The organism is Xanthomonas arboricola pv. juglandis (genome assembly GCF_001013475.1).
GTDB lineage: Bacteria > Pseudomonadota > Gammaproteobacteria > Xanthomonadales > Xanthomonadaceae > Xanthomonas > Xanthomonas arboricola.
On record NZ_JZEF01000001.1, the window covers coordinates 1059096 to 1084377 of the forward strand.

The following is a 25282-nucleotide window of genomic DNA, read 5'->3' on the forward strand; positions in this document are numbered from 1 at the left end:
TCCTGCAAGTCGCAACGCCACAACAACAATCTGTACCGATCCCTGGAGGGACCAATGCGCCACCACTACCCCCATTCCGCCAGTCCGGCGCGCAAGCTGCTTAGCTGCGCCCTGGCCAGTTGCCTGTTGCTTGGTGCCGCACCGGCCTTTGCGCAGAGTGCTGCGGCGACCATCCGCGGCCAGGTCACCGTCGACTCGGCACCTGCCAGCCAGGCCCAGGTCACCGCGACCAATCTCGCCACCGGCCTGACCCGCACCGTGCAGGTCAGCAACGGCGGCTACTCGCTCGGCGGCCTGCCGCCGGGTTCGTACCGCCTGGACGTCACCGCCAACGGCCAGACCACCTCGCAGAACGTCACCGTGCAGGTCGGCCAGACCGCAACCCTGAACCTGGGCGTCGGCGGCGAACCGGCCACGGCTGACGGTGGTAACGCCACCACGCTGGACGCGGTGCAGGTCAAGGCCCCGCCGGTACTGGTGGAAACCCGTACCTCCGAGAACGCCACCTATATTTCCAACGTGCAGATCCAGAACCTGCCGCGTGCCACGCGCAACTTCCTGGAACTGGCCGACACCGTGCCGAACGTGCAGTTCACCCGCGAGGCCAACGGCACCACTAAGGTGCGCTCGGGCGCTACTTCGGCCGAAGGCACCAACGTCTACATCGACGGCGTGAGCCAGAAGAACTACGTGCTGACCGGCGGCGTCAGCGGCCAGGATTCCAGCCGCGGCAATCCGTTCCCGCAGTCGGCGATCGGCGAGTACAAGGTCATCACCTCCAACTACAAGGCCGAGTTCGACCAGGTCAGCGGCGCGGCCATCGTGGCCTCGTCCAAGTCCGGTACCAACGATTTCCACGGCAGCTTCTTCTGGGATACCAGCAACGACAGCTGGCGCGAAGAAAGCCCGCTGGAAAAGCGTGCCGGCGTGCGTGACGACTTCGAGGAAACCCAGTACGGCGCCACCTTCAGCGGCCCGATCCTCAAGGACAAGGCACATTTCTTCGTCGCCTATGAAGCCAAGGAATACACCACCCCGAACGTGGTGATCCCCGGTTCGATCTATTCGGACCGCGTCGATCAGCTGCCCACGCAGTTGCAGTCGCTGGTCGCCACCTACAGCACGCCGTTCAAGGAAGACCTGTACTTCGCCAAGATCGACTGGACCATCGGCGACAACAGCCTGTTCGAGCTGAGCGGCAAGTACCGCAAGGAAGACGAGCTCAACGACGTCGGCGGCACCTCGACCCTGGAGCACGGCAGCATCAACGGCCAGGAAGAAAAGCGCGCCAACCTGCGTTGGCAGTACAGCGGTGCCAACTTCCTCAACGAAGCCAACCTCAGCTACGAAAGCGCGTTCTGGAACCAGGCGCCGATCAACAACGGCAACGGCTACATCCTCAGCTATACGCCCAACCGCGGTAACGAGACCGACGTACTTGCCGCCGGCGCCGGCAGCAGCTTCCAGCGCAAGGGCCAGAAAGGCTGGACCTTCCAGGACGATTTGACCCTGAACAGCCTGGAATGGCACGGCGCGCACACCGTCAAGATGGGCGTGAAGTTCAAGAGCATCGATCTGGATTCCACCCAGTTCAACCCGGCCAACCCGCAGTACTACTACAACATCCTCAGCGATGTACAAACGCCGTACCGGGTGCGCTTCGGTGCGCCGCTGGTCGAAGGTGGCGGTTCGGTGGTGTCCGAGAACAAGCAGTACGGCATCTACCTGCAGGACGACTGGGAGGTCAACGAGCACTGGACCCTGAACCTGGGCGTGCGCTACGACTACGAAGAAACCCCGGCATTCCTGGACTTCGTGACCCCGTCCGACGTCGCCGGTGCGCTGCAGAACTGGCCCAACCTGCAGAACGCCAACTACGACATCAACAACTTCATTAGCACCGGCAACAACCGCAAGGCGTTCAAGAACGCCTGGCAGCCGCGCCTGGGTGCCTCCTATGACCTGTTCGGCGATCAGGCTCACGTGATCTATGGCGGTGCCGGCCGTGCCTACGACCGCAACATCTTCGATTACCTGGCGCTCGAGCAGCTCAACAACTCATTCAACTCCTACAGCTACTACTTCACCAGCGCCAATAACCCGGCCTGCCTGGGCGACCCATGCACTGCATGGAATCCGGCCTACAACACCCAGGAAGGCCTGAACACGCTGACAGCTAGCAGCACCGGCGGCGGCGGTCGCGAGGTCTACCTGATCGACAACAACATCAAGACCCCGTACTCGGACCAATTCAGCATCGGCATGCGCAACATGGTGCCGCTGTGGGGCCAGGACTGGTTCACCGACGTGACCCTGAGCCGCATCGAAAGCCATGACGGCTTCGCGTTCGTGCGCGGCAACCGTCTGCCGGACGGGTCGTTCTTCCAGCCGGGCACAACTTCCGGCTCGCCGACCGACGGCCCGGATGGCTACAGCGCCATCGTGCTGGGGACCAACGGCGTGGAAACCCGCAACAACCAGCTCGCCCTGCAGGTCGAAAAGCCGTTCGACGAGGAGTCCGGCTGGGGCCTGACGGTGGCCTACACCTATTCCGATGCCAAGGAGAACCGCCAGTTCGGCGAGCATTACGCACTGGACCGCGAACGCGTCGAAGACTACGGCTGGCGCGAGGCCGGCGGCATTCCGAAGAATCGCCTGGTGGTCACCGGCATCTACGAGCTGCCGTACGAGATCAAGTTGTCCGGCAAGCTGTCGCTGGCCAGCCAGACCGCGCGTTACGGGCAGAACTGCCTGGCCGGCAACGACCAGTGCTACATCGTGCAGTTCAAGCCGGACGGCACGTTGGGCTACAAGGAGTTCAGCATCGCCGCCAATAAAGAGTGGGATACCGGCGCGGGTGTCAAATTCAACGTGCGTGCGGATATCCTCAACGTGTTCAATTGGGTGAACTACGCCAACTTTAACGGCGAGACCGGGACACTCGGAGACTTGAACACGGCTTACGGCACCCCGACCGGTGTGCTGGCGTCGCCGATGCGTACCTTCCGGCTGGCCTTCGGCCTGAACTGGTGAGGTACTCGACCGCCCCGGCAGCTGCCGGGGCGGTCGAACTCGGCGCTTGGATAGGGTAGGTTGGCGTGCGAGATGTAATCGATTACACAAGTGGGGGGCGGATGAACAGGGGCAGGACTTCGTATTGGTTGACGATTCCACTATTGCTGGGCGCGCTGGTGCTGGCGTCCTGCAAGCAGGCCGAGGAACCCAAAGTGGCCGAAAAGAAGGCGCCGGTGAAAGTCATCCTGGTGGAAGCGCAGCTGCCACCCAAGCCGGTCAAACCCGCGCTGCCGCCGCTGTTCTCGGACATCGAGCGCCGCACCTTCCAGTTTTTCTGGGACACCACCAACGAACTCAATGGGCTGTCGCCGGACCGCTTTCCGTCGCGCCCGTTCGCCAGCATCGCCTCGGTGGGGTTCGCGCTGACCGCGTACCCGATCGGCATCGAAAACGGCTGGGTCAGTCGCAATCAGGCGATCGACCGCACCCTGACCACACTCAAATTCTTCCGCGATGCGCCGATGGGGCCGCAGCGGACCGGTAGGGCCGGGTACAAGGGCTTCTACTACCACTTTCTGGACATGCAGCAGGGCAACCGTTACGACAGCTGGGTCGAGCTGTCGAGCGTGGACACCGCGCTGCTGATGATGGGCGTGTTGTTCACCCAGTCGTATTACGACGGCGACGACCCGCGCGAAAAGGAGATCCGGCAGATCGCCGATGCGCTGTACAAGCGCGTGGACTGGCGCTGGCTGCAGCAGCGCGCGCCGCTGATCTCGATGGGCTGGTTCCCCGAGAGCGGCTTCATCGACCACGACTGGATGGGCTACAACGAGGCGATGATGCTGTACATCCTCGCGCTCGGCTCGCCGACGCATGGCGTGGACGTGGATGCCTGGACCAGCTGGACCCGCACCTACAACAACGACTGGGGCGTCTACCAGGGCCAGGAATACCTGTCCTTCGGCCCGCTGTTCGGTCACCAGTACAGTCATGTCTGGATCGATTTCCGCGATATCCAGGACCAGTACATGCGCGAACGCGGCATCGACTATTTCCTCAACAGCCGCCGCGCCACCCTGGCCCAGCGCGACTACGCCATCGACAACCCGATGAAGTGGAAGGACTACGGCGAGAACGTCTGGGGCCTGACCGCCGGCGACGGCCCGCAGAACACCAGCCAGGAATACCGTGGCGAGCAGCGCCAGTTCCGCCACTATTCCTCGCGCGGCGCCGGCCTGCGCGAGAACTTCGACGACGGCACCATCGTGCCGTCTGCGGCGATCTCCTCGATCGTGTTCGCCCCGGAAGTGGTGATCCCGGCCACCGAGGAAATGCACAAGCGCTATGGCGACTTCCTGTATTCCAGCTACGGCTTTCTGGACTCGTTCAATCCCAGCTTCAACTACGACATCCCGCTCAAGACCGGGCGCATGGTGCCGGACCGTGGCTGGGTGGCCAGCGACTACATCGCCATCGACCAGGGCCCGATCCTGGCGATGATCGCCAACTACCAGAACGAATTTGTCTGGACCGTGATGAAGAAGAACCCCTACATCCGGGCCGGTCTGGAACGCGCCGGCTTTACCGGCGGCTGGCTCACCCCCGAAGGCGAGCCGCAGCCGGCGCCGCAGAAGGACGAGCAAAAGGCCGCCGCCCGCGCGCTGGGCATGGCCGAGTCGCGTGCCGCCGCCGCCCAGGCCCAGCAAGACCCCTCGCAACGCCAAAAACCCGAGTAATCCGTGCGCCTTTTGAAACTGTTGATAATCTCCGCCGCACTGTGTGTGGGTGTGGCGGGATGCGAACGCTCCGACCCCGGCAAGACCACCGTGCGCTTCTGGGCCATGGGCAAGGAGGCCGAAGTGGTCGCCGAGCTGGTGACCGAGTTCGAGAAGCAGAACCCCGACATCCATGTGGATGTGCAGAACATCCCGATGACGGCGGCGCACGAAAAACTGCTGACCGCCTTTGCCGCCGATGGCTTGCCGGACGTGTGCCAGCTCGGCAACACCTGGCTGCCGGAGTTCGCCTTGCTGGACACGCTGGAACCGATGCAGCCGTATGTGGCGCGTTCCAGGATCGTCGACCCGCAGGATTATTTCCCCGGCGTGTGGGACACCAACCTGGTCGACGGCACCCTGTATGGCGTGCCGTGGTATGTGGACACCCGGCTGCTGTTCTATCGCAAGGACCTGCTACGCGAGGCCGGCTATAGCGAAATGCCCAAGACCTGGGCCGAGATGGAACAGGTGATGGCGGCGATCAAGCGTAAGGTCGGCCCGGACCGCTACGCCATTCTGATGCCGCTCAACGAATTCGAGCAGCAGCTGTCGTTCGCGCTGCAGCAGGACGACCGCCTGCTGCGCGACCACGATAACTACGGCAACTTCCGCGGCGAAGGCTTCCGCAAGGCGCTGGGCTTCTACGACACCATGTATCAGAAAGGCTGGGCGCCGAAGGTCTCCGAGACCCAGGTCTCCAACGTCTGGTACGAGTTCTTCAACGGCTATTACGCGTTCTATCTGTCCGGTCCCTGGAATGTGCGCGAGTTCAAGCTGCGCCAGCCGCCGGGCATGGAAGGCAAGTGGGGTACCGCGCCGCTGCCGGGGCCCAACGGTCTGGGCGCGGGCATTGCCGGCGGTTCCAGCCTGGTGATCTTCAAATCGTCGCAGCACAAGGACGCCAGCTGGAAGCTGATCGAATACCTGTCGCAGCCGCAGGTGCAGGCGCGCTTCCACGCCATCATCGGCGACCTGCCGCCGCGTCGCAGTACCTGGAAGTTGCCCTCGCTGGCCAATGACGAACTGGCGCATGCCTTCGGCGACCAGCTGGAGCGGGTCAAGGCCACGCCCAAGGTGCTGGAGTGGGAGCGCATCGTGCAGGAAATGCGCCTGGTGACCGAGCGCGTGGTGCGTGGCGGCCAATCACATGAGGCCGCCGTGCAGGAACTGGATAAACGCGTGGACGAGATTCTGGCCAAGCGCCGCTGGATCTTCGAACAGGAGGGCGGGCATGTCGGTCCGGCGGGTGAAACGGCAACGCCTGCGGCGACACCTGCCGCAGCGCCAGCACCGGCAGCGGGCGAGGGAGCGGCACGATGATGAAGCGTAATTCCGTCGCCGGCTGGGTGTTCGCCGCGCCGTCGATCCTGGTGCTGGGCATGTTCTTCGGCGTGCCGGTGTTTGCCGCGCTGGTGCTCAGCGTCACCGACTTCGATCTGTACGCACTGGCCGACAGCGGCCATCTGCGCTTCGTCGGCCTGGGCAACTACATCGACCTGCTGCAGACGCCGCTGTTCTGGAAGTCGTTGTGGAACACCACGTATTTCGTGCTGCTGGGCGTGCCGATGTCGATCGGGGTGTCGCTGGGCGCCGCCTTGCTGCTCAATGCCAAGGCCTCGCGCTTCAAGGCGTTGTTCCGCACCGCCTTGTTCGCCCCGGTGGTGACCACGCTGGTGGCGGTGGCGGTGATCTGGCGCTATCTGTTCCACATCAAGTACGGCCTGGTGAACTTCGGTCTGAGCCATCTGGGCATCGCCCCGATCGACTGGCTGGGCGACCCGCGCTGGGCGATGCCGACCATCATGCTGTTCGCGGTGTGGAAGAACTTCGGCTACAACATGGTGATCTTCCTGGCCGGGCTGCAGGCGATCCCGCAGGACCTGTATGAGGCCGCGCGCATCGATGGCGCCTCGCGCTGGAAGCAGTTCCTGCATATCACCCTGCCGATGCTCGGCCCGGTGCTGATGGTGGTCGGGGTGATCACCATCTCCGGCTATTTCCAGCTGTTCGCCGAGCCCTACGTGATGACCCGCGGCGACCCACTGCAAAGTACCGTGAGCGTGCTGTATTTCATGTTCGAGGAAGGCTTCAAGTGGTGGAACCTCGGCCGCGCGTCGGCGGTGGCGTTCCTGTTGTTCCTGATCATCCTGGCGGTGACCACCGTGATGCTGCGCTTTGGCCGCAAGAGGGATTTGATATGAGTCGTGATGTCGGCCAATCGCGCTGGAATGGCGTGCTGATCAACGGTGGCCTGCTGCTGCTGGCGCTGGTCAGCCTGGCGCCGCTGTTGTGGATGCTGTCGGTGTCGTTCATGCCCACCGGCGAGGCCAGCCGCTTCCCGCCGCCGATGCTGCCCTCGGCGTTCACTACCGCCAACTATCACGAGCTGTTCGCGCGCACCGGCATGGCGCGCAACTTCGCCAACAGCCTGATGGTGTCCGGGCTGATCACGCTCGGCTCGCTGCTGATCAACACCATGGCCGGCTATGCGTTCGCCAAGCTGCAGTTCGTCGGCCGCGAGCGCATCTTCAAGATCCTGATGGCGGCGCTGGTGATCCCGGCGCAGGTGGCGATGCTGCCGCTGTTCCTGTTGATGAAGCAGCTGCATCTGGTCAACAACATCGGCGGGGTGGTGGTGCCGGCGCTGGCGACGGTGTTCGGCATCTTCCTGGTGCGCCAGTACGCGCGCAGCATTCCCGATGAACTGATCGAGGCCGCGCGCATCGACGGCGCCAGCGAGATGCGGATCTTCTTCCAGATCGTGCTGCCAATGCTCAAGCCGGTGCTGGTCACCTTGACCATCTTCACCTTCATGGGCTCGTGGAACGATTTCATGTGGCCGCTGATCGTGCTGACCGACCAGGAGCAGTACACCTTGCCGGTGGCGCTGGCCGCACTGTCGCGCGAGCACATCATGGACGTGGAGCTGATGATGGCCGGCGCAGTGGTGACGGTGATTCCGGTGCTGCTATTGTTCGTCGCGCTGCAGCGCTACTACATCCAAGGTCTTCTGCTGGGGAGTGTGAAGGGGTGAAGCCAATGTTCCTGCGATTGTTTGCCATGACCGCTGTTGCCACCTCTGCGGTCACGGCGCAGGCGCAGGAACGCGTGCTCGACGGCTTTAACGACATCGGCGCCTGGCGCCTGGTGGTGTCCAACCAGGTCAGCGGCTCGCTGCGGCCGGTGGCCACCAGCGCCGGCGGGCATGCGCTGTGCCTGGACTACAACTTCAACGGCGTGTCCGGCTATGTCGGCATCCGCCGCAACCTGCCGATCGACTATCCGGACAATTACCGCATCGGCTTTGCGCTGCGCGGCGACTCGCCGTCCAACGACCTGCAGGTCAAGCTGATCGATGCCAGCGGCGACAACGTGTGGTGGGTCAACCGGCCCGGCTTCAACTTCCCGAAGAACTGGACCACCGTCGGCTATCGCAAGCGCAACATCGAAAAGGCCTGGGGCCCGGGTGCGGACAAGCAGCTGCGCAGCAGCGCTGATGTCGAGTTCACCATCTACAACAAGGTCGGCGGCAAGGGCACGGTGTGCTTCGACCGCCTGACGCTCACGCCGCTGCCGCCGGAAGACACCTCGCCGCTGAAGGCCGAGGCGATCACCGATACCGCGCCCGCACTGGAACAACGCCTGGCCGACGGCAAGCCGGAGACCTTCTGGCTCAGCGGCGCGGTCAAGCAACAGACCGTCACGCTGGACCTGGGCAAGGTGCGCGAATTCGGCGGCGCGGTGGTGCAGTGGGTCCCCGGCCTGCAGGCCTCGCAATACGTGGTGCGCGCGTCCAGCGACGGGCGCGGCTGGCGCGACCTGCGCACCGTCACGGCCGGTGCCGGCGGCACCGATTGGCTGGCGCTGCCGGACACCGAGGCGCGTTACCTGCGCTTCGATCTCAAGGACGGCCCCAACTGGCGCTACGGCATCAAGGAAGTGCAGCTGCAGCCGCTGGCATTTGCGGCGACCCCGAATGACTTCATCAAGTCGCTGGCCGCGCAGATGCCGCGCGGCAGCTATCCGCGCGGTTTTTCCGGCGAGCAGCCGTACTGGACCATCCTGGGTCTGGACGGCGGCACCGAGCAGGGCCTGATCGGCGAGGACGGCGCGGTGGAAGTGGGCAAGGGCGGCTTCAGCATCGAGCCGTTCGTGGTCACCGGCGGCAAGCTGCTGCACTGGTCCGACGTCAGCAGCGAACAGAGCCTGCAGGACGATTACCTGCCGATTCCCAGCGTCGACTGGCATCACGACCTGATGAACCTGCGCGTGACCGCGTTCGTGCAGGGCACCCCGGAGCAGGCGCAACTGGTCGCACGCTATCAGCTGCACAACACCGGCAAGGAGGCGCGCGAGTTCACCCTGGCGTTGGCAGTGCGGCCGTTCCAGGTCAACCCGCCGGCGCAGTTCCTCAACACCCTGGGCGGCGTCAGCCGGATCGAACAACTGGCGGTGGAGGGTGCGCAGGTCAGCGTCAACGGCAAGCCGCGGGTATTCGCCGCGCAGCGTCCGGATGCCGGTTTTGCCAGCGCTTTCGACAGCGGCATGGACGTCAGCCATCTCACTGCCGCCACCCCGCCGGCGATCACCCAGGTCAAGGACGACACCGGCCTGGCCTCGGGCGTGCTGCTGTATCGCTGGAAGCTCGAGCCTGGCCAACGGCGCGAGGTGGCGCTGGTGATTCCGCAGACCGGCACCGCGCAACTGCCGGCCGACTTCGATGCCGACAAGGCGCAGCAGCAGGTGGCCCAGCAGTGGCGCAGCAAGCTTGATCGCGTGCGCATCAGCGTGCCGGCCGAAGGCAAGCCAGTGGTCGACACCTTGCGCACGGCGCTGGCGCACATGCTGATCTCGCGCATCGGCCCGCGGTTGCAGCCCGGCACACGCTCGTATTCGCGCAGCTGGATCCGCGACGGCGCGATGATTTCCGAAGGCCTGCTGCGGCTCGGGCGCGAAGACGTGGTGCGCGAGTACGTCGACTGGTTCGCCCCGTATCAGTTCGCCGACGGCATGGTGCCGTGCTGCGTGGACGACCGCGGCAGCGACCCGGTGCCCGAGAACGACAGCCATGGCGAGCTGATCTTCAACATCGCCGAGTACTACCGCTACACCGGCGACAAGGCGTTCCTGGAAAAGATGTGGCCGCACGTGACCGGCGCCTACGACTACATGGAAAAGCTGCGCGCCAGCGAGCGCACCGAAGACAACTTCATGCGCAACCCGGCCTTCTACGGAATGATGCCGGTGTCGATCAGCCACGAAGGTTATTCGGCCAAGCCGGTGCATTCGTACTGGGACAACTTCTGGGCGCTGCGCGGCTACAAGGATGCGGCGATGCTGGCCGGCGCGCTCGACAAGCCCGACGAGGTCGCCCGCTTCAGCACTGCACGCGACGAATTCAGTGGCGACCTGGTCGCCTCGCTGGGTGCGGCGGTGCGCCAGCACGGTCTCGATTTCCTGCCCGGCTCGGCCGAGCTCGGCGACTTCGATGCGACCTCCACCACCATCGCGCTGGCGCCGGGTGGCGAGCAGCAACGCCTGCCGCAGGACCTGCTGACCAATACCTTCGAACGCTACTGGAAGGAGTTTTCCGAGCGCCGCGACGGCAAGCGCGCATGGAAGGACTACACGCCCTACGAATGGCGCAACGTGGCCACATTCGTGCGCCTGGGCTGGCGTGACCGCGCCTGGGACGCCACCGCGTTCTTCTTCAAGGACCGTGCGCCGCAACCCTGGAACCAATGGGCCGAAGTGGTCTCGCGCACGCCGCGCACGCCGTTCTTCGTCGGCGACCTGCCGCACGCCTGGGTCGCCTCGGATTTCGTGCGCTCGGTGCTGGACATGTTCGCCTACGGACGCGAATCCGACGCCAGCCTGGTCATCGCTGCCGGCACCCCGACGCGCTGGTTCGAGGGCAAAGGCATCGGCATCGCCGAACTGCGTACGCCCTATGGGCGCCTCAATTACACCTTGCAGCGCACCGACAAGCAGCTGGTGCTGCAACTGCAGCCGGGCCTGATCCTGCCGCCGGGCGGGGTGGTGTTGCCGTGGCCGTACCAGGGCACGCCCGGCAAGGCCAGCATCAACGGCGAATCGGCGCAATGGCACAACGGCGAACTGCGGATTCAACAGCTGCCGGCCACTGTGCAGATCGATGTGCCCAGCGCGGTGCGGCGGGCCGAGCGCGCTACGCAATGAATGGCGCAGCTCGACCGAGCAGGGCAGCGCTGGCGCGGCGTGGTGCTCGTCGGCCGGTCGTGTGGGTGGCGCTGCTGCTGTGCGTCGGCGCTGTACACGCCACGCAGGCCAGCCACGCCCTGCAGGTCGCGCAACCCGCACAGGTCAACCAGACCGATCGTGCAGAACGCGCATCCCAGCCAGTGCAGCCGCCGGGCCCGACGCAGCGCGAGATGACCCTGGTCACGCTCAACCTGCACCACGACCGCGAAGACTGGCCGGCGCGTCGCGCTTATATCGCCAAACAGCTCAAGCAGCTGGCGCCGGACGTGATCGCGCTGCAGGAAGTGATCGAACGCCGCGACAGCGTGGAGAACCAGGCCGCCTGGCTCGCGCGCAAGCTGGGTTACGACTACACCTTCGCATCGGTCGATCCGGTCGGCGCGCCCAAGCGCTACGGCAACGCGTTGCTGAGCCGGCGCAGGGTGCTGGCCCGGCATCAGCGCCTGCTGCAGCCGCTGGACGATTACCGCGTTGCCGCGCATCTGCAGGTCGATATCGATGGCCAACCGATCAATGTCTACGTCACCCACCTCAACGAGCGTGCCGATGCACGCGGCACGGCCACACGTACGCGTCAGGTCGCCGACTTGCTGGACTTCATTTCCTCCAACAGCAATCAGGCACCGGTCGTGATTGCCGGCGACTTCAACACCGCCGCCGATGCCCTGGATCTGGAAGCGCTACGCAAGGGCTACGGCGACAGCTACGGCAGCGTGCACCGCAACGGCGACGCCAGCGTCAGCACCTTGAACCTGCATGTCTTCGACACGCCGGCGCGGATCGACCACGTGTTCTTTCAGCAGAACCGCCTGCTGGCCCGCGAAGCGCGCATCCTGTTCGACACGCCGTATGCCGAAGGTCGCTGGGCCTCGGACCACTACGGCGTCTGGGTGCGCCTGCAGCTCGCGCCACAGGCGCAGTCCGCGCCGTAGCCGCGCGCAAGCGATCGAATGCCGTAGGAGCGCACCCGGGCGCGATGGGGCGGTACCGGTAATGCCCCATCGCGCCCGGGTGCGCTCCTACGAGAAGCACCAGATTGCAGCGCCGCCACGCTCACCCATGCAGGCGATTGAAGATCTGCACACCGGCCAGCCACACGCCCGCCATGCTGCCCACGTTGGTCAGCAGGAAGGTCAGCACCACGCGTGAGACGCGATTGCGGTACCAGCCGCGCAAGGTCTGCGCGTCGTCGCGTAGCGACAGGAAATCGCCGTAGGCCGGCTTGCGCATATGCACTTCGACCAGGGCCGCAAACGCACCGGTCGGCACGCTCAGGCGGAACGGCTTGAAAGGCGCCACGACCGCCGCGGTGAGGATGCTCAAGGGATGGCTGCCGGCCAACAGGCAACCCAACGCCGCCAGTCCGCCGGTATACATCGCCCACTGCAACAACAGGTCCGCGCCCATGCTCAGACCGCCGCGCCAGAACCCGATGCCGATGCCGGTGATGATGATCGCCAGGATGCCCAATGTGATCCACGGAATGCGCTTGCGCTGCTGCACGTATTCCAGCGACTCGCGCAATGGGCCGGGTGCGGCGGTGTCCTGTTCGAGGTGGCGCGCAAGACCGGCCAGATGCCCTGCACCGACCACCGCCAGTATCTCGCGCTGATCCGTAGTGGCTTCCTCGCGCAGGCGCGTGGCCATGTACTGGTCGCGCTCGGCAATCACGGTCTCGTAAAGCTCCGGGCTTTCGCTGGCAAAATCGCCGAAGCTCGCCTCCAGCATGTCGCCTTGTTTGAGCTTTTCGATTTCTTCTTCGCCCACCTCGTCAGCCGCGAACAGACCGCCGAGAAGGCCGCCGGCCAGTTTCATCTTGCCGAAGAATCCCAGCCGCCCGGACGCGCGCTTGAAGGTCAGGCCGACTTCGCGATCGATCAGGTGCACGGGCAGGCCTTGCGCGCGCGCCAGATTCACCGCTTCCTTCAACTCTGCGCCCGGCTCGATGCCGAGCTGCTTGGCCAGGCGGCGCTGGTAGGCGGCCAGGGCGAGGTTCGCCGCGAACAAGGCCACCCGGCCCTTACGAATCACCTGTACCAGGTCCAGACGGGCGAGGGCATCCGGATCGCTGAGCGCCTGCAGGCGCTGCGCATCCAGCTCCACCGCCACCGCGTCGTAGCGGCCGCTGCCGATCGCCCGCTGCACTGCGGCCACGCTGGCCAGTGACACGTGCGCGGTACCTAGCAACGTATAGCGCACGCCATCGCGTTCGACGATGCGATGCGGCTGGCCGGACAACGCATCGTCCAGAACGTGGGTGGTTTGCTCAGTCATGGGGTCATTCATCAGAAGGAGGGGCGGTGTCACTGGAGCCGAGCGCGCGTTGCATCTGCACGCCGTCCAGCCAGCGACCATGCTTGCGGCCGATACCGGTGAACACTCCGACCGTGCGAAAACCAAAACGTTCATGCAGCCGTCGCGATGCCAGGTTGCGGGCATCGCCGATCACCGCAATCATCTGTCGATAGCCGCGCTGTTGGCAGCGTGCGATCAGCTCGCCGAGCAAGGCCTTGCCGATGCCGTGGCCCTGCGCGCCGCTGGTGAGATAGATCGAATTCTCGACGGTCCAGCGGTAGCCGGCGCGTGCGCGATAGGCGCCGACGTAGGCATAGCCGACCACCGCACCATCGCGCTCGGCAACAAGATAGGGGTAGCCGGCATCCACGCTCGCGCGCACCCGTGCACCCATCTCCTCGTGCGATGGTGCGCTGTATTCGTAGCTGTTGACCCCGGCAATCTGCTCCGCATAGATCGCGGTGATGGCCGGGATGTCCGCGTCGCAGACTTCGCGCAACTCCACTGGCATGCGGTCAGTCGATGTAGCGCTTGAGCAGATCGCCATACGCATCGATGCGGCGATCGCGCAGGAACGGCCAGATGCGGCGCACGTGTTCGCTGCGCTGCAGGTCGACGTCGCAGACCAGCACCGTCGGGTCCTGTCCGGCTTCGGCGATGAACTCGCCCTGCGGCCCCAGCACATGGCTGTTGCCCCAGAACTGGATGCCCGACGCGCCCAACGGCGAGGGCTCATGGCCGACGCGGTTGCACGACAGCACCGGCACCCCGTTGGCGACCGCATGGCCGCGATGGCTGAGTACCCAGGCATCGCGCTGGCGCTCCTGCTCCGGTTGCTGGTCATCCGGATCCCAGCCGATTGCGGTGGGGTAGAGCAACAGTTCCGCACCGGCCAGCGCCATCAGGCGCGCCGCTTCGGGGTACCACTGGTCCCAGCACACCAGCACGCCCAACCGGCCGACCGAGGTGTCGATCGGTGCAAAGCCCAGATCGCCCGGGGTGAAATAGAACTTTTCATAGAAGCCCGGGTCGTCCGGGATATGCATCTTGCGGTACTTGCCGAGCAGGCGGCCGTCCTTTTCGAACACGACCGCGGTGTTGTGATACAGCCCGGCTGCGCGGCGCTCGAACAACGAGGCCACCAGCACCACGCCGTGTTGCTTGGCCAGCGCCCCTAGCCGCTCGGTGCTGGGGCCGGGGATCGGCTCGGCCAGGTCGAATTCGTCCACCGACTCGTGCTGGCAGAAATACGCACCGTTGTGCAGTTCCTGCAGCAGCACCAGCTTGGCGCCCTGTGCGGCGGCTTCGGCCACGCGCGATTCGATGATGGCCAGATTGGCCGCGGCGTCGCCGTGGTTGCGCTCCTGGATCAGCGCGACGGGAAGGAGATGACGGGTCATGGCGATTCGTCCAGCGAAGTGGCGCACTAAGGTAGCGCGCGATGGTGTAACACCGGCCTGCCGGCCGGAACAGGAGTGACTCAGGCAGCCCGCAGACCGGCGGGCAGTTGCATGGTCAGACAATGCAGGCTGCCGTTCTGCCAGATCAATGGGCGGCATGGCACCGGCACGATGACATGCTGCGGAAACGCCTCGGCCAGCACCGCCTGCGCGCGCGCATCGGCCTTGTCGCCGTAAGCCGGCATCAGCACCGCACCGTTGACGATCAGGAAATTGGCGTACGAGGCGGCCAGACGCCGACCCTGGTCCAGGATCGGCTCTGCCCACGGCAACACGAACAGCCGATACGGCTGCCCATCGGCCTTGCGCAACGCAGCCAGTTCGGCGCCCATCTCCTGCAGTTCGGTGTAATGCGAATCGCTGGCCACATCGCAGCCCTGGTAGACGATCGCATCCGGGCCGGCGAAGCGCGCCAGCGTATCGATATGCGCATCGGTGTCGTCGCCTTCCAGATAGCCGTGATCCAGCCACAGCACGCGGTCCTGCGCCAGCCACGCGGCAAGATCGGCACTCAGCGAATCGCGCGTGCGCTGCGGATGCCGCTCATGCAGGCACTTCCAGGTGGTCAGCAAGGTGCCCGCACCATCGGTCTCGATCGCACCGCCTTCCAGCGCAAAGTCCACCGTCTGCACCTGCGAGGGCACGAACACCTGCGCCGCATCCAGCGAGGTGACCAGCTGATCGTCCAGGCTGGCCTCGAACTTGCCGCCCCAGCCGGTGAAGCGGAAATCCATCAAGCGGAAACCGCCGTCCTGGCGCAGCGTGATCGGGCCCGAATCGCGCAGCCAGGTGTCGTTGTAGGCCGCAACCACGAAGCGCACCTGCGTCATGTCCACCCGTGCCGAGCGCAGCCGCGCTTCCGCGTAGATCTGCAGGTCGTCATCGGCCACGCACACGATCACCGGCTCGAAACGGGAAATCGCCGTGACCAGCGCGATATAGGTCTCTTCCACCTCGGCAAGACGCTCGGCCCAATCGGTGCCCGCATGCGGCCACGCAATCAACACGGCGGACTGAGATTCCCACTCGGCAGGAAAGCGAACGCTATCGGTCATAACCTAACAAACACCTATCAATGCCCAACCGAAGCCAGGCTGTTAATTCAATCCCCGCACATGGATGTGCGGGCTCTTGCGAGGGACTCGCCTTAAGTCGGCTCTTGCGATGGACTCGCCTCAAGTCGGCTCTTGCGAGGGATTCGCGTCGAACCGCCACTTGCGAAGGACTCGCCTTACCGACTCGCAGCGATCGCTTCCCGCACACCATTGGATCAAACCACTGTTGCAGTCACCCTCCGATCCAGCCCGAACAACCCGCGATCACTTGATCGGCGGTTTGGGCCCGATCTCGTTGGCATCGGCCTGGTTGGCCACCACGTCGATCACCCGGCTCTTTTCGAAGTACACGGTGAAGGCCGGATACACCCAGCGGTGGATCGTCGGCCACTGGCGCTTCTGGCCACCGCGCGGCGCCAGCTTTTCCTGCGGCGCGCCATAACGGCCTTCGACCTGGCTCATGCTGTCGCCGCGCAGGGGCAGGGCAGCGGCAGGCTTCTGCTGCGCACGGTCGATCAGCAGCGTATCGGCCGACGCAACGGCACTGATCCCCATCAGCGCGATCAGCGGCAGGACAAACAAACGGTTGCGCATGTCATCTACTCCCCAGTGGACAAGATTCGGATGGTGATTACAGCAAAAACCAGGACCGGCGTGCTTGCAGATCGGTGTTACCCAACGCCGCGCCGGATGTCTGCCAGCGCAACCGTTACGCGGAGCCGGCCGGGCGGCCGCGCATTCCAGCCTGCATCAGGCAATCGTCGGCGTGAAGCATCGGCCAAGAAAAAACCGCCCGGAGGCGGCTTTCTGGGGTCTTGCACGCGCGGCGAAAGCTTAGCGCTGACGCGCCTTGAAACGCGGGTTCGACTTGCAGATCACGAAGACCTTGCCGCGGCGGCGGACCACCTTGCAGTCGCGGTGACGGGTCTTCGCAGACTTCAGGGAGGACAGGACTTTCATGGCACACCTCGGCGTAAACGGTTGGATTCGATGGAAGAGTGCCCGCTATCGAGGGTGCACCCGGAATTAAGCCGGAAATTCTAACCGGCTTTTCGTCGTGCTTTCAAGTGGTTGCATCGCAATCCCCGCGAGCGGCGCTACACTACCGCCTGATGACCTTCCGGAAACCTGAATGACCGACCTTTCGCCCGTCCTCACCATCGATGGTCCCTCCGGCGCCGGCAAGGGCACCGTGAGCCGGATCGTGGCCGCCCGGCTGGGCTGGCATTACCTCGATTCGGGCGCACTGTATCGCGCGGTGGGCGTGGCAGCGAGCTGGGCAGATCTGGATGTCTCCGACCCGGCCGCGCTGGTGCGCTGCACCTTCGACACCAGGGTGGAGTTCGACGACGCCGGCGAGGCAGGGCTACGGGTGCTGGTCAACGGCGTGGACGCCACCGGCGAGCTGCGCCTGGAGACCACCGGCGCGCTGGCCTCGGCGATTGCGGCCATTCCCGAGGTGCGCAGCGCACTGAAGGAGCGCCAACGCGCATTCAGGCAGGTGCCCGGCCTGGTCGCGGACGGGCGCGACATGGGCACGGTGATCTTCCCCGATGCCGCCTTCAAGGTGTTTCTGACCGCCAGTGCCGAAGAACGTGCGGGCCGTCGCCATAAACAGTTGATGGAAAAGGGTGTTTCGGTTATCTTTGACGACCTGCTGCGCGAGATCATGGCTCGAGATGCCCGTGATGCGCAGCGGGTGGTGGCGCCATTGCGGCCGGCCGAAGACGCCGTGCTGATCGATACCAGCGGAATGGGGATCGAGGATGTCGTCCAGCGTGTGGTCGGGTTGTTAGCCGCTCGCACGTCGTCGTAAGCGTTCCGCAAGCGGGCATGTCCCGCCGACCGTAAGGCGTTCCAAGGCTCCGTCGCACATCCCGTGTGGCGGTTCTATTACTACTTAACCGACTCGCTGTCCGGAGTCGACCAACAGGCTGGGCGCTTGGCATCTGTCGCATCCGACGATCAACGCCCGTGTGTTCAACTGAGTAAAATTCAAATGACAGAATCTTTTGCTGAACTGTTCGAAGCCAGTCAAGCCAATCTGGCGAAGCTGAAGCCGGGCTCGATCGTCACCGGTACCGTCGTGGAAGTGCGCGGCGACGTGGTGGTGATCAACGCTGGCCTGAAGTCCGAAGGCATCGTGCCGATCGAGCAGTTCCGTAATGACGCTGGCGAGATCGATGTCGGCGTAGGCGACCAGGTCAAGGTTGCCCTCGATTCCATCGAGAACGGCTTCGGTGAGACCGTGCTGTCGCGCGAGAAGGCCAAGCGCGCAATGGTGTGGGACGAGCTGGAAGAGGCGTTGGAAAAGAACGAAACCATCACCGGCCGCATCAGCGGCAAGGTCAAGGGTGGTTTCACCGTGGACATCAAGGATGTCCGCGCGTTCCTGCCTGGTTCGCTGGTGGATGTGCGCCCGGTGCGCGACCCGGCCTACCTGGAAGGCAAGGAACTCGAGTTCAAGCTGATCAAGCTGGACCGCAAGCGCAACAACGTGGTGGTCTCGCGTCGTGCCGTGGTCGAGAGCGAGCACTCGGAAGAGCGCGAGCAGCTGATGGACAAGCTGCAGGAAGGCGCGATCCTGAAGGGTGTCGTCAAGAACCTGACCGATTACGGCGCGTTCGTGGACCTGGGCGGTATCGACGGCCTGCTGCACATCACCGACATGGCCTGGAAGCGCGTGCGCCATCCGTCCGAAGTCGTCAACGTCGGCGACGAGCTGGACGTGCGCGTGCTGAAGTTCGATCGCGAGCGTAACCGCGTCAGCCTCGGCCTGAAGCAGCTGGGCGAAGATCCGTGGGACAACATCGCACGTCGTTACCCGGCCAACAGCCGCGTGTTCGGCAAGGTCTCCAACGTCACCGATTACGGCGCATTCGTCGAGATCGAGCCGGGCGTCGAAGGTCTGGTGCACGTCTCCGAGATGGATTGGACCAACAAGAACGTCAACCCGTCCAAGGTTGTGCAGGTGGGTGACGAAGTCGAAGTGATGGTGCTGGATGTCGACGAGGAGCGTCGCCGCATCTCGCTGGGCATGAAGCAGGTTGCCGCCAATCCGTGGGAAACCTTTGCTGCCACCCACAAGAAGAACGACAAGGTGTCCGGCCAGATCAAGTCGATCACCGACTTCGGCATCTTCATCGGTCTGGACGGCGGCATCGACGGCCTGGTCCACCTGTCCGACATCAGCTGGAACACCACCGGCGAAGATGTCGTGCGCAACTACAAGAAGGGCGACACGCTGGAAGCCGTTGTGCTGGCAGTCGATCCGGAACGTGAGCGCATCAGCCTGGGCGTCAAGCAGCTGGAGCAGGATCCGTTCGGCCAGTACATGGCGTCCAACCCGAAGGGTTCGAAGGTCGAAGGCGTGGTGCGTGAAGTGGATGCCAAGGGCGCCACGATCGACCTGGCCGATGGCATCGAAGGCTACGTCGCTGCACGCGACATCGCCAACGAGCGTGTGGACGACGCGACCCAGCACCTGAAGGTCGGCGACAAGATCGAAGCCAAGTTCGTGGGCATGGACCGCAAGGGCCGCACCCTGCAGCTGTCGATCAAGGCCAAGGACGATGCCGAAATGCGCGAAACGCTGGAGGAATACCAGTCTTCGGCCGCATCCGGTGGCATGACCCAGCTGGGCGCGCTGCTGCGTGCACAGTTGAACAGCAACAAGTCCGAGTAAGCGCGTAGCGCTCGCAAGAGCGTGATGGATCGGCCCGGGCTTGCCCGGGCCGATTCCGATGTGTCAGTCGAAAAAAGCAAGTCTTCCCATGACCAAGTCCGAATTGATTGAAATCCTGGCGCGACGTCAAGCGCATCTGAAGGCGGACGACGTGGATCTGGCAGTCAAATCGCTGCTGGAAATGATGGGGCAGGCGCTCTCCGATGGTGATCGGATCGAAATCCGCGGGTTTGGCAGCTTCTCGCTGCATTACCGCCCGCCACGTCTTGGCCGTAATCCGAAGACCGGCGAGTCGGTCGCGTTGCCGGGCAAGCATGTTCCGCATTTCAAGCCTGGCAAGGAATTGCGCGAGCGTGTCAGCTCCGTGGTCCCGGTCGATCTGCTGGATGCGGCTGACTGAGGTCATTCTGCCGCTGCGTTTATGTCGGCTCGGTTAAGCTAAGCCTCTTTTGACGGAGTCTGGCCATGAAGGTGTTTCGCTTGCTGGTGATGTTGGCCTTCCTGCTGGTCGGTCTGATCATCGGTGCGGTCAATTCCCAGGACGTCACGCTCGACTTCCTTTTTTCCAGTGTGCACACGACCTCCGGAATCGCGATCATTGTTGCGCTGCTGGTCGGTGTGTTGATCGGTGCCGGCATGGTGCTGGTCAGTGTGGTCATTCCCCTCTATTCCAAACTGCGCCAGGCCAACAAGGCGGTTGCAGTCAGTCGCACCGACGCCAGGCCGATCACGCCTGCGGCAGTCGAGCCGCGCCCCTTTGATGGACTGTAAGCGCGTATGGACTTTCTGACCGAGTGGATCTGGTTCTTCCTGTTCGTGCCGTTAGCAGCGCTGGGGGGCTGGGTCGTTGGCCGCCGGGGTGGTCAACGCCACGGCGATACCCAGGTCAGTCGCCTGTCCAGCACCTACTTTCGCGGTCTGAACTATCTGCTCAACGAGCAGCCGGACAAGGCGATCGAGCTGTTTCTGCACATCGCCGAACTGGACAAGGAAACCTTCGAGACCCAGGTCGCGTTGGGGCATTTGTTCCGCCGTCGCGGTGAGGTCGACCGCGCGATCCGGCTGCATCAGGGCCTGGTGCAACGCGCCGACCTGACCGATCAGCAGCGCGTGCAGGCCCTGCTGGCGCTGGGCGAGGACTATATGAAGTCCGGTCTGCTGGATCGCGCCGAGACCGTATTCACCGAACTGGCGCAACTGGACCAGCGTGCGCCGCAGGCGCTGCGTCACCTGATCGGCATCTATCAGGCCGAGCGCGATTGGGAAAAGGCGATCGACAACGCCACCCGTTACGAAGAAGTCACCGGCGAGCCGATGGGCAAGCTGATCTCGCAATTCGAGTGCGAGCTGGCCGACCGCTATCGTGGCCTGAGCAAGCCCGACGAAGCATTGCAGGCGATCGCGCGCGCCTACCAGGCCGATGGCACCTCGGTGCGCGCCGGCATTCTGGAAGGACGCATCGAAGCCGAGCGCGGACACGACGAAGCGGCCGTACGCGCGTTCGAACGTGCTGCGCGGCATGATCCGGAATACCTGCCGGAGATCATTCCCGCATTGATGGCGGCCTATCGCCGGGTCGGCGATATCGCCGGCGCACGTAATTTCCTGTCCGAGATGACCGAGCACTATCGCGGCATCGCCCCGGTGCTGGCATTGACCCAGTTGATGGAAGCGCAGGATGGCGTGGCGCCGGCGCTGGCCTATCTGGGCCGTCAGCTCAAGGATCGGCCATCGGTCCGCGGCGAATCGGCGTTGATCGACCTGACCCTGGCCGAAGGCAGCGACCCGGTCGGCACCTTGCAGGATCTCAAGCACATCACCGACCAGTTGCTGGTGCGCAACCCGAGTTACCGCTGCACCCGCTGCGGCTTCGGCGCGAAGACGCACCACTGGCAATGCCCGAGTTGCAAGGAATGGGGCACGGTCAAGCCGCTGTTGAACTACGCGGTGGTCTGATGCCGCAGGCCTGGCTGTGGTGGTGTCTGTCGCACCTGACGGTCGCGGCACTGGGAACCTGGTTGTTGCGGCGCTACGCGCTGCATCGGCGGCTGCTCGACCATCCGGGCGAACGCCGCAGCCATGTGGTCGCCACCCCGCGTGGCGGTGGCATGGCAATCGTGGTGGCGCTGCTGTCCGGGTGCGTGGCGGCTGGGGTGTTCTGGCCGGCAGCAGGCCCGATACTGGCTTGGTTCGCGGCCGGGCTAGTGCTGGTGGCCGGAGTGGGTTGGTGGGACGACCATCGTCCGCTCTCGGCCAGGCTGCGTTTTGCGATCCATCTGTTGGCATCGGTCATGCTGGGCTGGCTGGTCAGCCATCACACCGGCAATCTCTGGGATGGTGTGCTCACCGCCATGGCGTCGGTGGTGTTGATCAATGTCTGGAACTTCATGGACGGCATCAACGGCTTGGCCAGCAGCCAGGCGGCCCTGGCCGCGCTGGCATTTGCTGCCGTCGTGCCTGGCGCCTGGGCCGGGCCCGGTCTTGCCGTCGCCGCAGCCTGCCTGGGATTTCTGCCGTTCAACTTTCCGCGTGCGCGGATCTTTCTGGGTGACGGCGGCAGTGGTGCCTTGGGATATGTGCTGGCTGCATTGCTGGCGCTGACAGTGGCCAGCGGGCAGGTGAGCTGGTGGATCAGCTGGTTGCCACTGACTGCATTTCTTGTAGACGCCGGCTTCACGCTGCTGTCTCGCATGCTCGCCGGGCAAAGGTGGTGGGAGCCGCATGCCCAACACCTCTATCAGCGGCTGGCACGCAGGCTTGAGACGCACGTTCCGGTAACCGGTATTTATTTCGCTTTCAGCGTCGCTGCCGTCTGCTTGTATGTGTTGGTTCGTCATGATGCAACTTGGCTGCAAGTGTCCGGAGCCCTGGTATGGGGCCTGGGTTCCACCGCAATCTGGTTTTTTCTGCGCGATGGACTGCGCAATTCCTGAGTAATGGACTTTTATGATTTCCTGGCGTAACCGTTTGACCAAAGCCCTGCCGCAAGCAGCGGTGGTGCTGCATGACCTGTTGATGGTGTGGGTGTGCTGGCAGCTGCTGCACGCCGGCCGCTACTCCATGCTGCGCGAGGCTCCCGATCTGCCGTTGTGGGATTGGCGCACTGCCGTGGTCCTGGTCGCGCAGGGCCTTGTGTTCTGGAAGATGGGCCTGTATCGCGGGCTGTGGCGGTTCGCCTCGGTGCCGGACCTATGGAACATCTTCAAGTCGAGTTTTCTCGGCTTGGTCGCGATCGTGCTGGCGCTGTCCTATGACCGCCTGGATGGGGTGCCGTTGTCGGTGCTGGTCGTCTATCCGTTCGCTCTGTCGGCGCTGCTGGGTACGCCGCGGCTGCTGTATCGGGCCTGGAAGGATTACCAGATTGCGCATTCCGGCGATGCCGCGCAGCGCGTGTTGATCCTTGGCGCAGGTCGCGCCGCCGAGGGTCTGGTCCGTGATCTGCGCCGCACCGGCGCATTCGTGCCGGTCGGCTATCTGGACGATGCCAACAATCTGCATGGCGCCAAGATCCAGGGCCTGAATGTGCTGGGTAATCTGGACCAGGCTGCAGCCATCGCCAAGGAGACGGCGGCCAAACTGCTGGTCATCGCGATCCCGTCGCTGGATGCCTCGGGCATGCAGCGCGTGGTGGCCATCTGCGAAAGTACTGGGCTGCCGTTCCGCATGGTGCCCAAGCTGATCAACGTGCTGGAAGGGCGCTCGTTGCCTGGCGAGTTGAAGGAAGTCGCGATCGAGGACCTGCTCAACCGCAAGCCGGTTACCCCGGATTGGCGCCTGATTCGCGACTGGTTGACCAACAAGACGGTGATGGTGACTGGTGCGGGTGGTTCGATCGGCTCGGAAGTCTGCCGCCAGTGCGCCCGTCACGGCGCGCGCCGCATCGTGCTGCTGGAGATCGATGAGCTGGCGTTGCTGACCGTCGATTCGGACCTGCGTCGGTTGTTCCCCGATATCGAGGTGGTGCGCGTGCTGGGCGATTGCGGCGACCCGGCGGTGGTCGCGCATGCCTTGAACACCGCGCTGCCGGATGCCGTCTTTCATGCCGCCGCCTACAAGCAGGTGCCGCTGCTGGAAGAGCAGTTGCGCGAGGCGGTACGCAACAACGTGCTGGCCACCGAAAACGTGGCGCGCGCCTGCCAGCGTGCACGTATCGAGACCTTTGTCTTCATCTCCACCGACAAGGCGGTCGAGCCGGTCAACGTGCTGGGCGCGAGCAAGCGCTATGCGGAGATGATCTGCCAGAGCCTGGACGCACGCGATGCGCCAACGCGCTTCATCACCGTGCGTTTCGGCAACGTGCTGGATTCGGCCGGCAGTGTGGTGCCGTTGTTCCGTGAGCAGATCCGCCAGGGCGGCCCGGTCACGGTGACGCATCCGGATGTGACGCGTTACTTCATGACCATTCCGGAAGCCTGCCAGTTGGTGGTGCAGGCCGCGGCCTCCGCCTCGCATGGCGCGATCTATACGCTGGACATGGGCGAGCCGGTGCCGATCCGCCTGCTCGCCGAGCAGATGATCCGTCTTGCCGGCAAGCAGCCCGGCAAGGATGTGGCGATCCTCTATACCGGCCTGCGTCCGGGCGAGAAGCTGCACGAAACCCTGTTCTATTCCGACGAAGACTATCGCCCCACCGCGCATCCAAAGATTCTGGAAGCCGGTGTGCGCGAGTTCTCGCACGAGCAGGTGTTGCAGCTGGTGACGCGCTTGCGTGAGGCGGTTAACCGCTATGACATCAAGGCGATGGAGACTGTGCTCGGCAGTCTGATGCCGGATTTTGCGGCTGCTCGACGGAAAGTCGACGCGCGATCTGATACGGTCGTTCCATTCCCCGCACGTGAGGTCAGAAGACTTTAATGAGCAAGCGTATTCGCAAGGCCGTATTCCCCGTCGCAGGTCTTGGGACCCGCTTTCTTCCGGCAACCAAGACGGTGCCGAAGGAAATGCTGCCAATCATCGACAAACCTTTGATCCAGTACGCCGTCGACGAGGCCATCCAGGCCGGTTGCGACACGCTGATCTTCGTGACCAATCGCTACAAGCACTCGATCGCCGACTACTTCGACAAGGCCTACGAACTGGAGCAAAAGCTCGAGCGCGCCGGCAAGCTCGAACAGCTGGAGCTGGTGCGGCATGCCTTGCCGGAAGGCGTGCGCGCCATTTTCGTGACGCAGGCCGAAGCGCTCGGTCTGGGTCACGCCGTGCTGTGTGCCAAGGCCGTGGTCGGCGACGAGCCGTTCGCGGTGTTGCTGCCGGACGACCTGATCTGGAACCGGGGTGCCGGTGCGCTGACCCAGATGGCCGATGTGGCCGAAGCCTCGGGTGGCAGCGTCATCGCCGTGGAGGATGTGCCGCACGACAAGACCGCCAGCTACGGCATCGTGGCCACCGATGCGTTCGATGGTCGCAAGGGGCGCATCAACGCCATCGTCGAAAAGCCCAAGCCGGAAGTGGCACCGAGCAATCTGGCGGTGGTCGGCCGGTATGTGCTCAACCCGAAGATCTTCGAGCTGCTCGAAGAGACCGGTGCCGGTGCCGGTGGCGAAATCCAGCTGACCGATGCGATTGCCGGACTGCTGCAGCAGGAAACCGTCGACGCCTATCGCTTCGAAGGCCGTCGCTTCGATTGCGGCGCGCATATCGGCCTGATCGAGGCCACCGTGCATTTCGCGCTCGAGCACGAGAAGCATGGCGGGCCGGCCAAGGAAATCCTGCGCACCGCATTGGCCGAGGCCGACGCGCGCGGCTGATTGC

21 protein-coding genes are annotated in these 25282 nt (G+C 64.3%); 15 read left to right on the forward strand and 6 right to left on the reverse strand.

The genetic code is table 11. The features are described 5' to 3' along the window. Positions 1-54 precede the first annotated feature (54 nt). The 7 genes from XARJCFBP2528_RS04255 to XARJCFBP2528_RS04285 all read left to right on the forward strand — a co-directional run bounded on the left by XARJCFBP2528_RS04255 (position 55) and on the right by XARJCFBP2528_RS04285 (position 11968). Positions 55-3033 (forward strand): TonB-dependent receptor, encoded by a 2979-nt coding sequence (locus XARJCFBP2528_RS04255; RefSeq protein WP_026064828.1) that lies wholly within the window; start codon positions 55-57, stop codon positions 3031-3033. Positions 3034-3134: 101 nt separating this feature from the next. Continuing rightward, positions 3135-4754, forward strand: a complete 1620-nt coding sequence (locus tag XARJCFBP2528_RS04260) for a glucoamylase family protein (RefSeq protein ID WP_039527041.1) — start codon at positions 3135-3137, stop codon at positions 4752-4754. A gap of 3 nt (positions 4755-4757) precedes the next feature. Further along, positions 4758-6116: a sugar ABC transporter substrate-binding protein gene (locus XARJCFBP2528_RS04265; protein ID WP_026064908.1), complete on the forward strand. Its 1359-nt coding sequence runs from the start codon at positions 4758-4760 to the stop codon at positions 6114-6116. Then, the gene (locus tag XARJCFBP2528_RS04270) at positions 6113-6997 is read left to right on the forward strand and encodes a carbohydrate ABC transporter permease (protein ID WP_024940601.1); all 885 of its coding nucleotides are present in this window, start codon (positions 6113-6115) and stop codon (positions 6995-6997) included. The genes XARJCFBP2528_RS04265 and XARJCFBP2528_RS04270 overlap by 4 nt, the downstream gene beginning before the upstream one ends. Further along, positions 6994-7830 (forward strand): carbohydrate ABC transporter permease, encoded by an 837-nt coding sequence (locus tag XARJCFBP2528_RS04275; RefSeq protein WP_016904891.1) that lies wholly within the window; start codon positions 6994-6996, stop codon positions 7828-7830. Before XARJCFBP2528_RS04270 ends, XARJCFBP2528_RS04275 begins: the two co-directional genes overlap by 4 nt. Positions 7831-7856: 26 nt before the next feature. Continuing rightward, positions 7857-10994, forward strand: a complete 3138-nt coding sequence (locus XARJCFBP2528_RS04280; RefSeq protein WP_047124476.1) for a discoidin domain-containing protein — start codon at positions 7857-7859, stop codon at positions 10992-10994. Positions 10995-11053: 59 nt separating this feature from the next. Further along, positions 11054-11968, forward strand: a complete 915-nt coding sequence (locus XARJCFBP2528_RS04285; RefSeq protein WP_016904717.1) for an endonuclease/exonuclease/phosphatase family protein — start codon at positions 11054-11056, stop codon at positions 11966-11968. Positions 11969-12089: 121 nt separating this feature from the next. On the opposite strand, the gene XARJCFBP2528_RS04290 is transcribed toward XARJCFBP2528_RS04285, so the two are convergent. From XARJCFBP2528_RS04290 to ykgO, 6 genes are all read right to left on the reverse strand, one after another. Next, the gene (locus XARJCFBP2528_RS04290; protein WP_047124345.1) at positions 12090-13322 is read right to left on the reverse strand and encodes a TraB/GumN family protein; all 1233 of its coding nucleotides are present in this window, start codon (positions 13320-13322) and stop codon (positions 12090-12092) included. Beyond that, positions 13315-13842 (reverse strand): GNAT family N-acetyltransferase, encoded by a 528-nt coding sequence (locus tag XARJCFBP2528_RS04295; protein WP_026064864.1) that lies wholly within the window; start codon positions 13840-13842, stop codon positions 13315-13317. The genes XARJCFBP2528_RS04290 and XARJCFBP2528_RS04295 overlap by 8 nt, the downstream gene beginning before the upstream one ends. A 4-nt stretch (positions 13843-13846) precedes the next feature. After that, positions 13847-14731: a carbon-nitrogen hydrolase gene (locus XARJCFBP2528_RS04300; protein WP_016904714.1), complete on the reverse strand. Its 885-nt coding sequence runs from the start codon at positions 14729-14731 to the stop codon at positions 13847-13849. A gap of 80 nt (positions 14732-14811) precedes the next feature. Next, a complete protein-coding gene (locus XARJCFBP2528_RS04305) occupies positions 14812-15846 on the reverse strand; it encodes an agmatine deiminase family protein (protein WP_039515120.1) in 1035 nt (344 codons plus the stop codon). Positions 15847-16110: 264 nt separating this feature from the next. After that, positions 16111-16440 carry a hypothetical protein gene (locus XARJCFBP2528_RS04310; RefSeq protein ID WP_016903552.1) on the reverse strand — a complete coding sequence of 110 codons (330 nt, stop codon included), beginning with the start codon at positions 16438-16440 and terminating at the stop codon, positions 16111-16113. Positions 16441-16680: 240 nt separating this feature from the next. After that, positions 16681-16806, reverse strand: coding sequence for a type B 50S ribosomal protein L36 (ykgO, locus tag XARJCFBP2528_RS04315; protein ID WP_005913193.1), 126 nt, complete (start codon positions 16804-16806; stop codon positions 16681-16683). A gap of 172 nt (positions 16807-16978) precedes the next feature. On the opposite strand from ykgO, the gene cmk reads away from it, so the two are divergent. The 8 genes from cmk (at position 16979) to galU (ending at position 25278) form a co-directional block, all read left to right on the forward strand. Continuing rightward, the gene (gene cmk, locus XARJCFBP2528_RS04320; protein ID WP_016903551.1) at positions 16979-17662 is read left to right on the forward strand and encodes a (d)CMP kinase; all 684 of its coding nucleotides are present in this window, start codon (positions 16979-16981) and stop codon (positions 17660-17662) included. Between the two features lie 183 nt (positions 17663-17845). Further along, positions 17846-19531, forward strand: coding sequence for a 30S ribosomal protein S1 (rpsA, locus tag XARJCFBP2528_RS04325; RefSeq protein WP_016903550.1), 1686 nt, complete (start codon positions 17846-17848; stop codon positions 19529-19531). A gap of 88 nt (positions 19532-19619) precedes the next feature. Next, positions 19620-19931 (forward strand): integration host factor subunit beta, encoded by a 312-nt coding sequence (locus tag XARJCFBP2528_RS04330; RefSeq protein ID WP_016903549.1) that lies wholly within the window; start codon positions 19620-19622, stop codon positions 19929-19931. 65 nt (positions 19932-19996) lie between these two features. Then, positions 19997-20302: a lipopolysaccharide assembly protein LapA domain-containing protein gene (locus XARJCFBP2528_RS04335; protein ID WP_016903548.1), complete on the forward strand. Its 306-nt coding sequence runs from the start codon at positions 19997-19999 to the stop codon at positions 20300-20302. Positions 20303-20308: 6 nt separating this feature from the next. Beyond that, a complete protein-coding gene (gene lapB, locus XARJCFBP2528_RS04340) occupies positions 20309-21487 on the forward strand; it encodes a lipopolysaccharide assembly protein LapB (RefSeq protein ID WP_016903547.1) in 1179 nt (392 codons plus the stop codon). Next, on the forward strand, positions 21487-22464 hold the full coding sequence (locus XARJCFBP2528_RS04345) for an MraY family glycosyltransferase (protein WP_016903546.1): 978 nt from the start codon (positions 21487-21489) through the stop codon (positions 22462-22464). The genes lapB and XARJCFBP2528_RS04345 overlap by 1 nt, the downstream gene beginning before the upstream one ends. A 13-nt stretch (positions 22465-22477) precedes the next feature. Further along, positions 22478-24385 carry a polysaccharide biosynthesis protein gene (locus XARJCFBP2528_RS04350; protein WP_016903545.1) on the forward strand — a complete coding sequence of 636 codons (1908 nt, stop codon included), beginning with the start codon at positions 22478-22480 and terminating at the stop codon, positions 24383-24385. Further along, positions 24385-25278 (forward strand): UTP--glucose-1-phosphate uridylyltransferase GalU, encoded by an 894-nt coding sequence (gene galU / locus XARJCFBP2528_RS04355; RefSeq protein ID WP_016903544.1) that lies wholly within the window; start codon positions 24385-24387, stop codon positions 25276-25278. Before XARJCFBP2528_RS04350 ends, galU begins: the two co-directional genes overlap by 1 nt. The last annotated feature ends 4 nt before the right edge of the window (positions 25279-25282 follow it).

What these genes read in the sequence shown, in the direction of transcription:
- galU (WP_016903544.1), top strand. Translation starts at nt 24,385, where the DNA reads ATGAGCAAGCGTATTCGCAAGGCCGTATTCCCCGTCGCAGGTCTTGGG.
- XARJCFBP2528_RS04295 (WP_026064864.1), bottom strand. Translation starts at nt 13,842, where the DNA reads ATGCCAGTGGAGTTGCGCGAAGTCTGCGACGCGGACATCCCGGCCATC.
- XARJCFBP2528_RS04275 (WP_016904891.1), top strand. Translation starts at nt 6,994, where the DNA reads ATGAGTCGTGATGTCGGCCAATCGCGCTGGAATGGCGTGCTGATCAAC.
- XARJCFBP2528_RS04305 (WP_039515120.1), bottom strand. Translation starts at nt 15,846, where the DNA reads ATGACCGATAGCGTTCGCTTTCCTGCCGAGTGGGAATCTCAGTCCGCC.
- XARJCFBP2528_RS04350 (WP_016903545.1), top strand. Translation starts at nt 22,478, where the DNA reads ATGATTTCCTGGCGTAACCGTTTGACCAAAGCCCTGCCGCAAGCAGCG.
- XARJCFBP2528_RS04290 (WP_047124345.1), bottom strand. Translation starts at nt 13,322, where the DNA reads ATGAATGACCCCATGACTGAGCAAACCACCCACGTTCTGGACGATGCG.
- XARJCFBP2528_RS04345 (WP_016903546.1), top strand. Translation starts at nt 21,487, where the DNA reads ATGCCGCAGGCCTGGCTGTGGTGGTGTCTGTCGCACCTGACGGTCGCG.
- XARJCFBP2528_RS04330 (WP_016903549.1), top strand. Translation starts at nt 19,620, where the DNA reads ATGACCAAGTCCGAATTGATTGAAATCCTGGCGCGACGTCAAGCGCAT.
- XARJCFBP2528_RS04335 (WP_016903548.1), top strand. Translation starts at nt 19,997, where the DNA reads ATGAAGGTGTTTCGCTTGCTGGTGATGTTGGCCTTCCTGCTGGTCGGT.
- rpsA (WP_016903550.1), top strand. Translation starts at nt 17,846, where the DNA reads ATGACAGAATCTTTTGCTGAACTGTTCGAAGCCAGTCAAGCCAATCTG.
- cmk (WP_016903551.1), top strand. Translation starts at nt 16,979, where the DNA reads ATGACCGACCTTTCGCCCGTCCTCACCATCGATGGTCCCTCCGGCGCC.
- XARJCFBP2528_RS04270 (WP_024940601.1), top strand. Translation starts at nt 6,113, where the DNA reads ATGATGAAGCGTAATTCCGTCGCCGGCTGGGTGTTCGCCGCGCCGTCG.
- lapB (WP_016903547.1), top strand. Translation starts at nt 20,309, where the DNA reads ATGGACTTTCTGACCGAGTGGATCTGGTTCTTCCTGTTCGTGCCGTTA.
- XARJCFBP2528_RS04310 (WP_016903552.1), bottom strand. Translation starts at nt 16,440, where the DNA reads ATGCGCAACCGTTTGTTTGTCCTGCCGCTGATCGCGCTGATGGGGATC.
- ykgO (WP_005913193.1), bottom strand. Translation starts at nt 16,806, where the DNA reads ATGAAAGTCCTGTCCTCCCTGAAGTCTGCGAAGACCCGTCACCGCGAC.
- XARJCFBP2528_RS04300 (WP_016904714.1), bottom strand. Translation starts at nt 14,731, where the DNA reads ATGACCCGTCATCTCCTTCCCGTCGCGCTGATCCAGGAGCGCAACCAC.
- XARJCFBP2528_RS04255 (WP_026064828.1), top strand. Translation starts at nt 55, where the DNA reads ATGCGCCACCACTACCCCCATTCCGCCAGTCCGGCGCGCAAGCTGCTT.
- XARJCFBP2528_RS04280 (WP_047124476.1), top strand. Translation starts at nt 7,857, where the DNA reads ATGACCGCTGTTGCCACCTCTGCGGTCACGGCGCAGGCGCAGGAACGC.
- XARJCFBP2528_RS04260 (WP_039527041.1), top strand. Translation starts at nt 3,135, where the DNA reads ATGAACAGGGGCAGGACTTCGTATTGGTTGACGATTCCACTATTGCTG.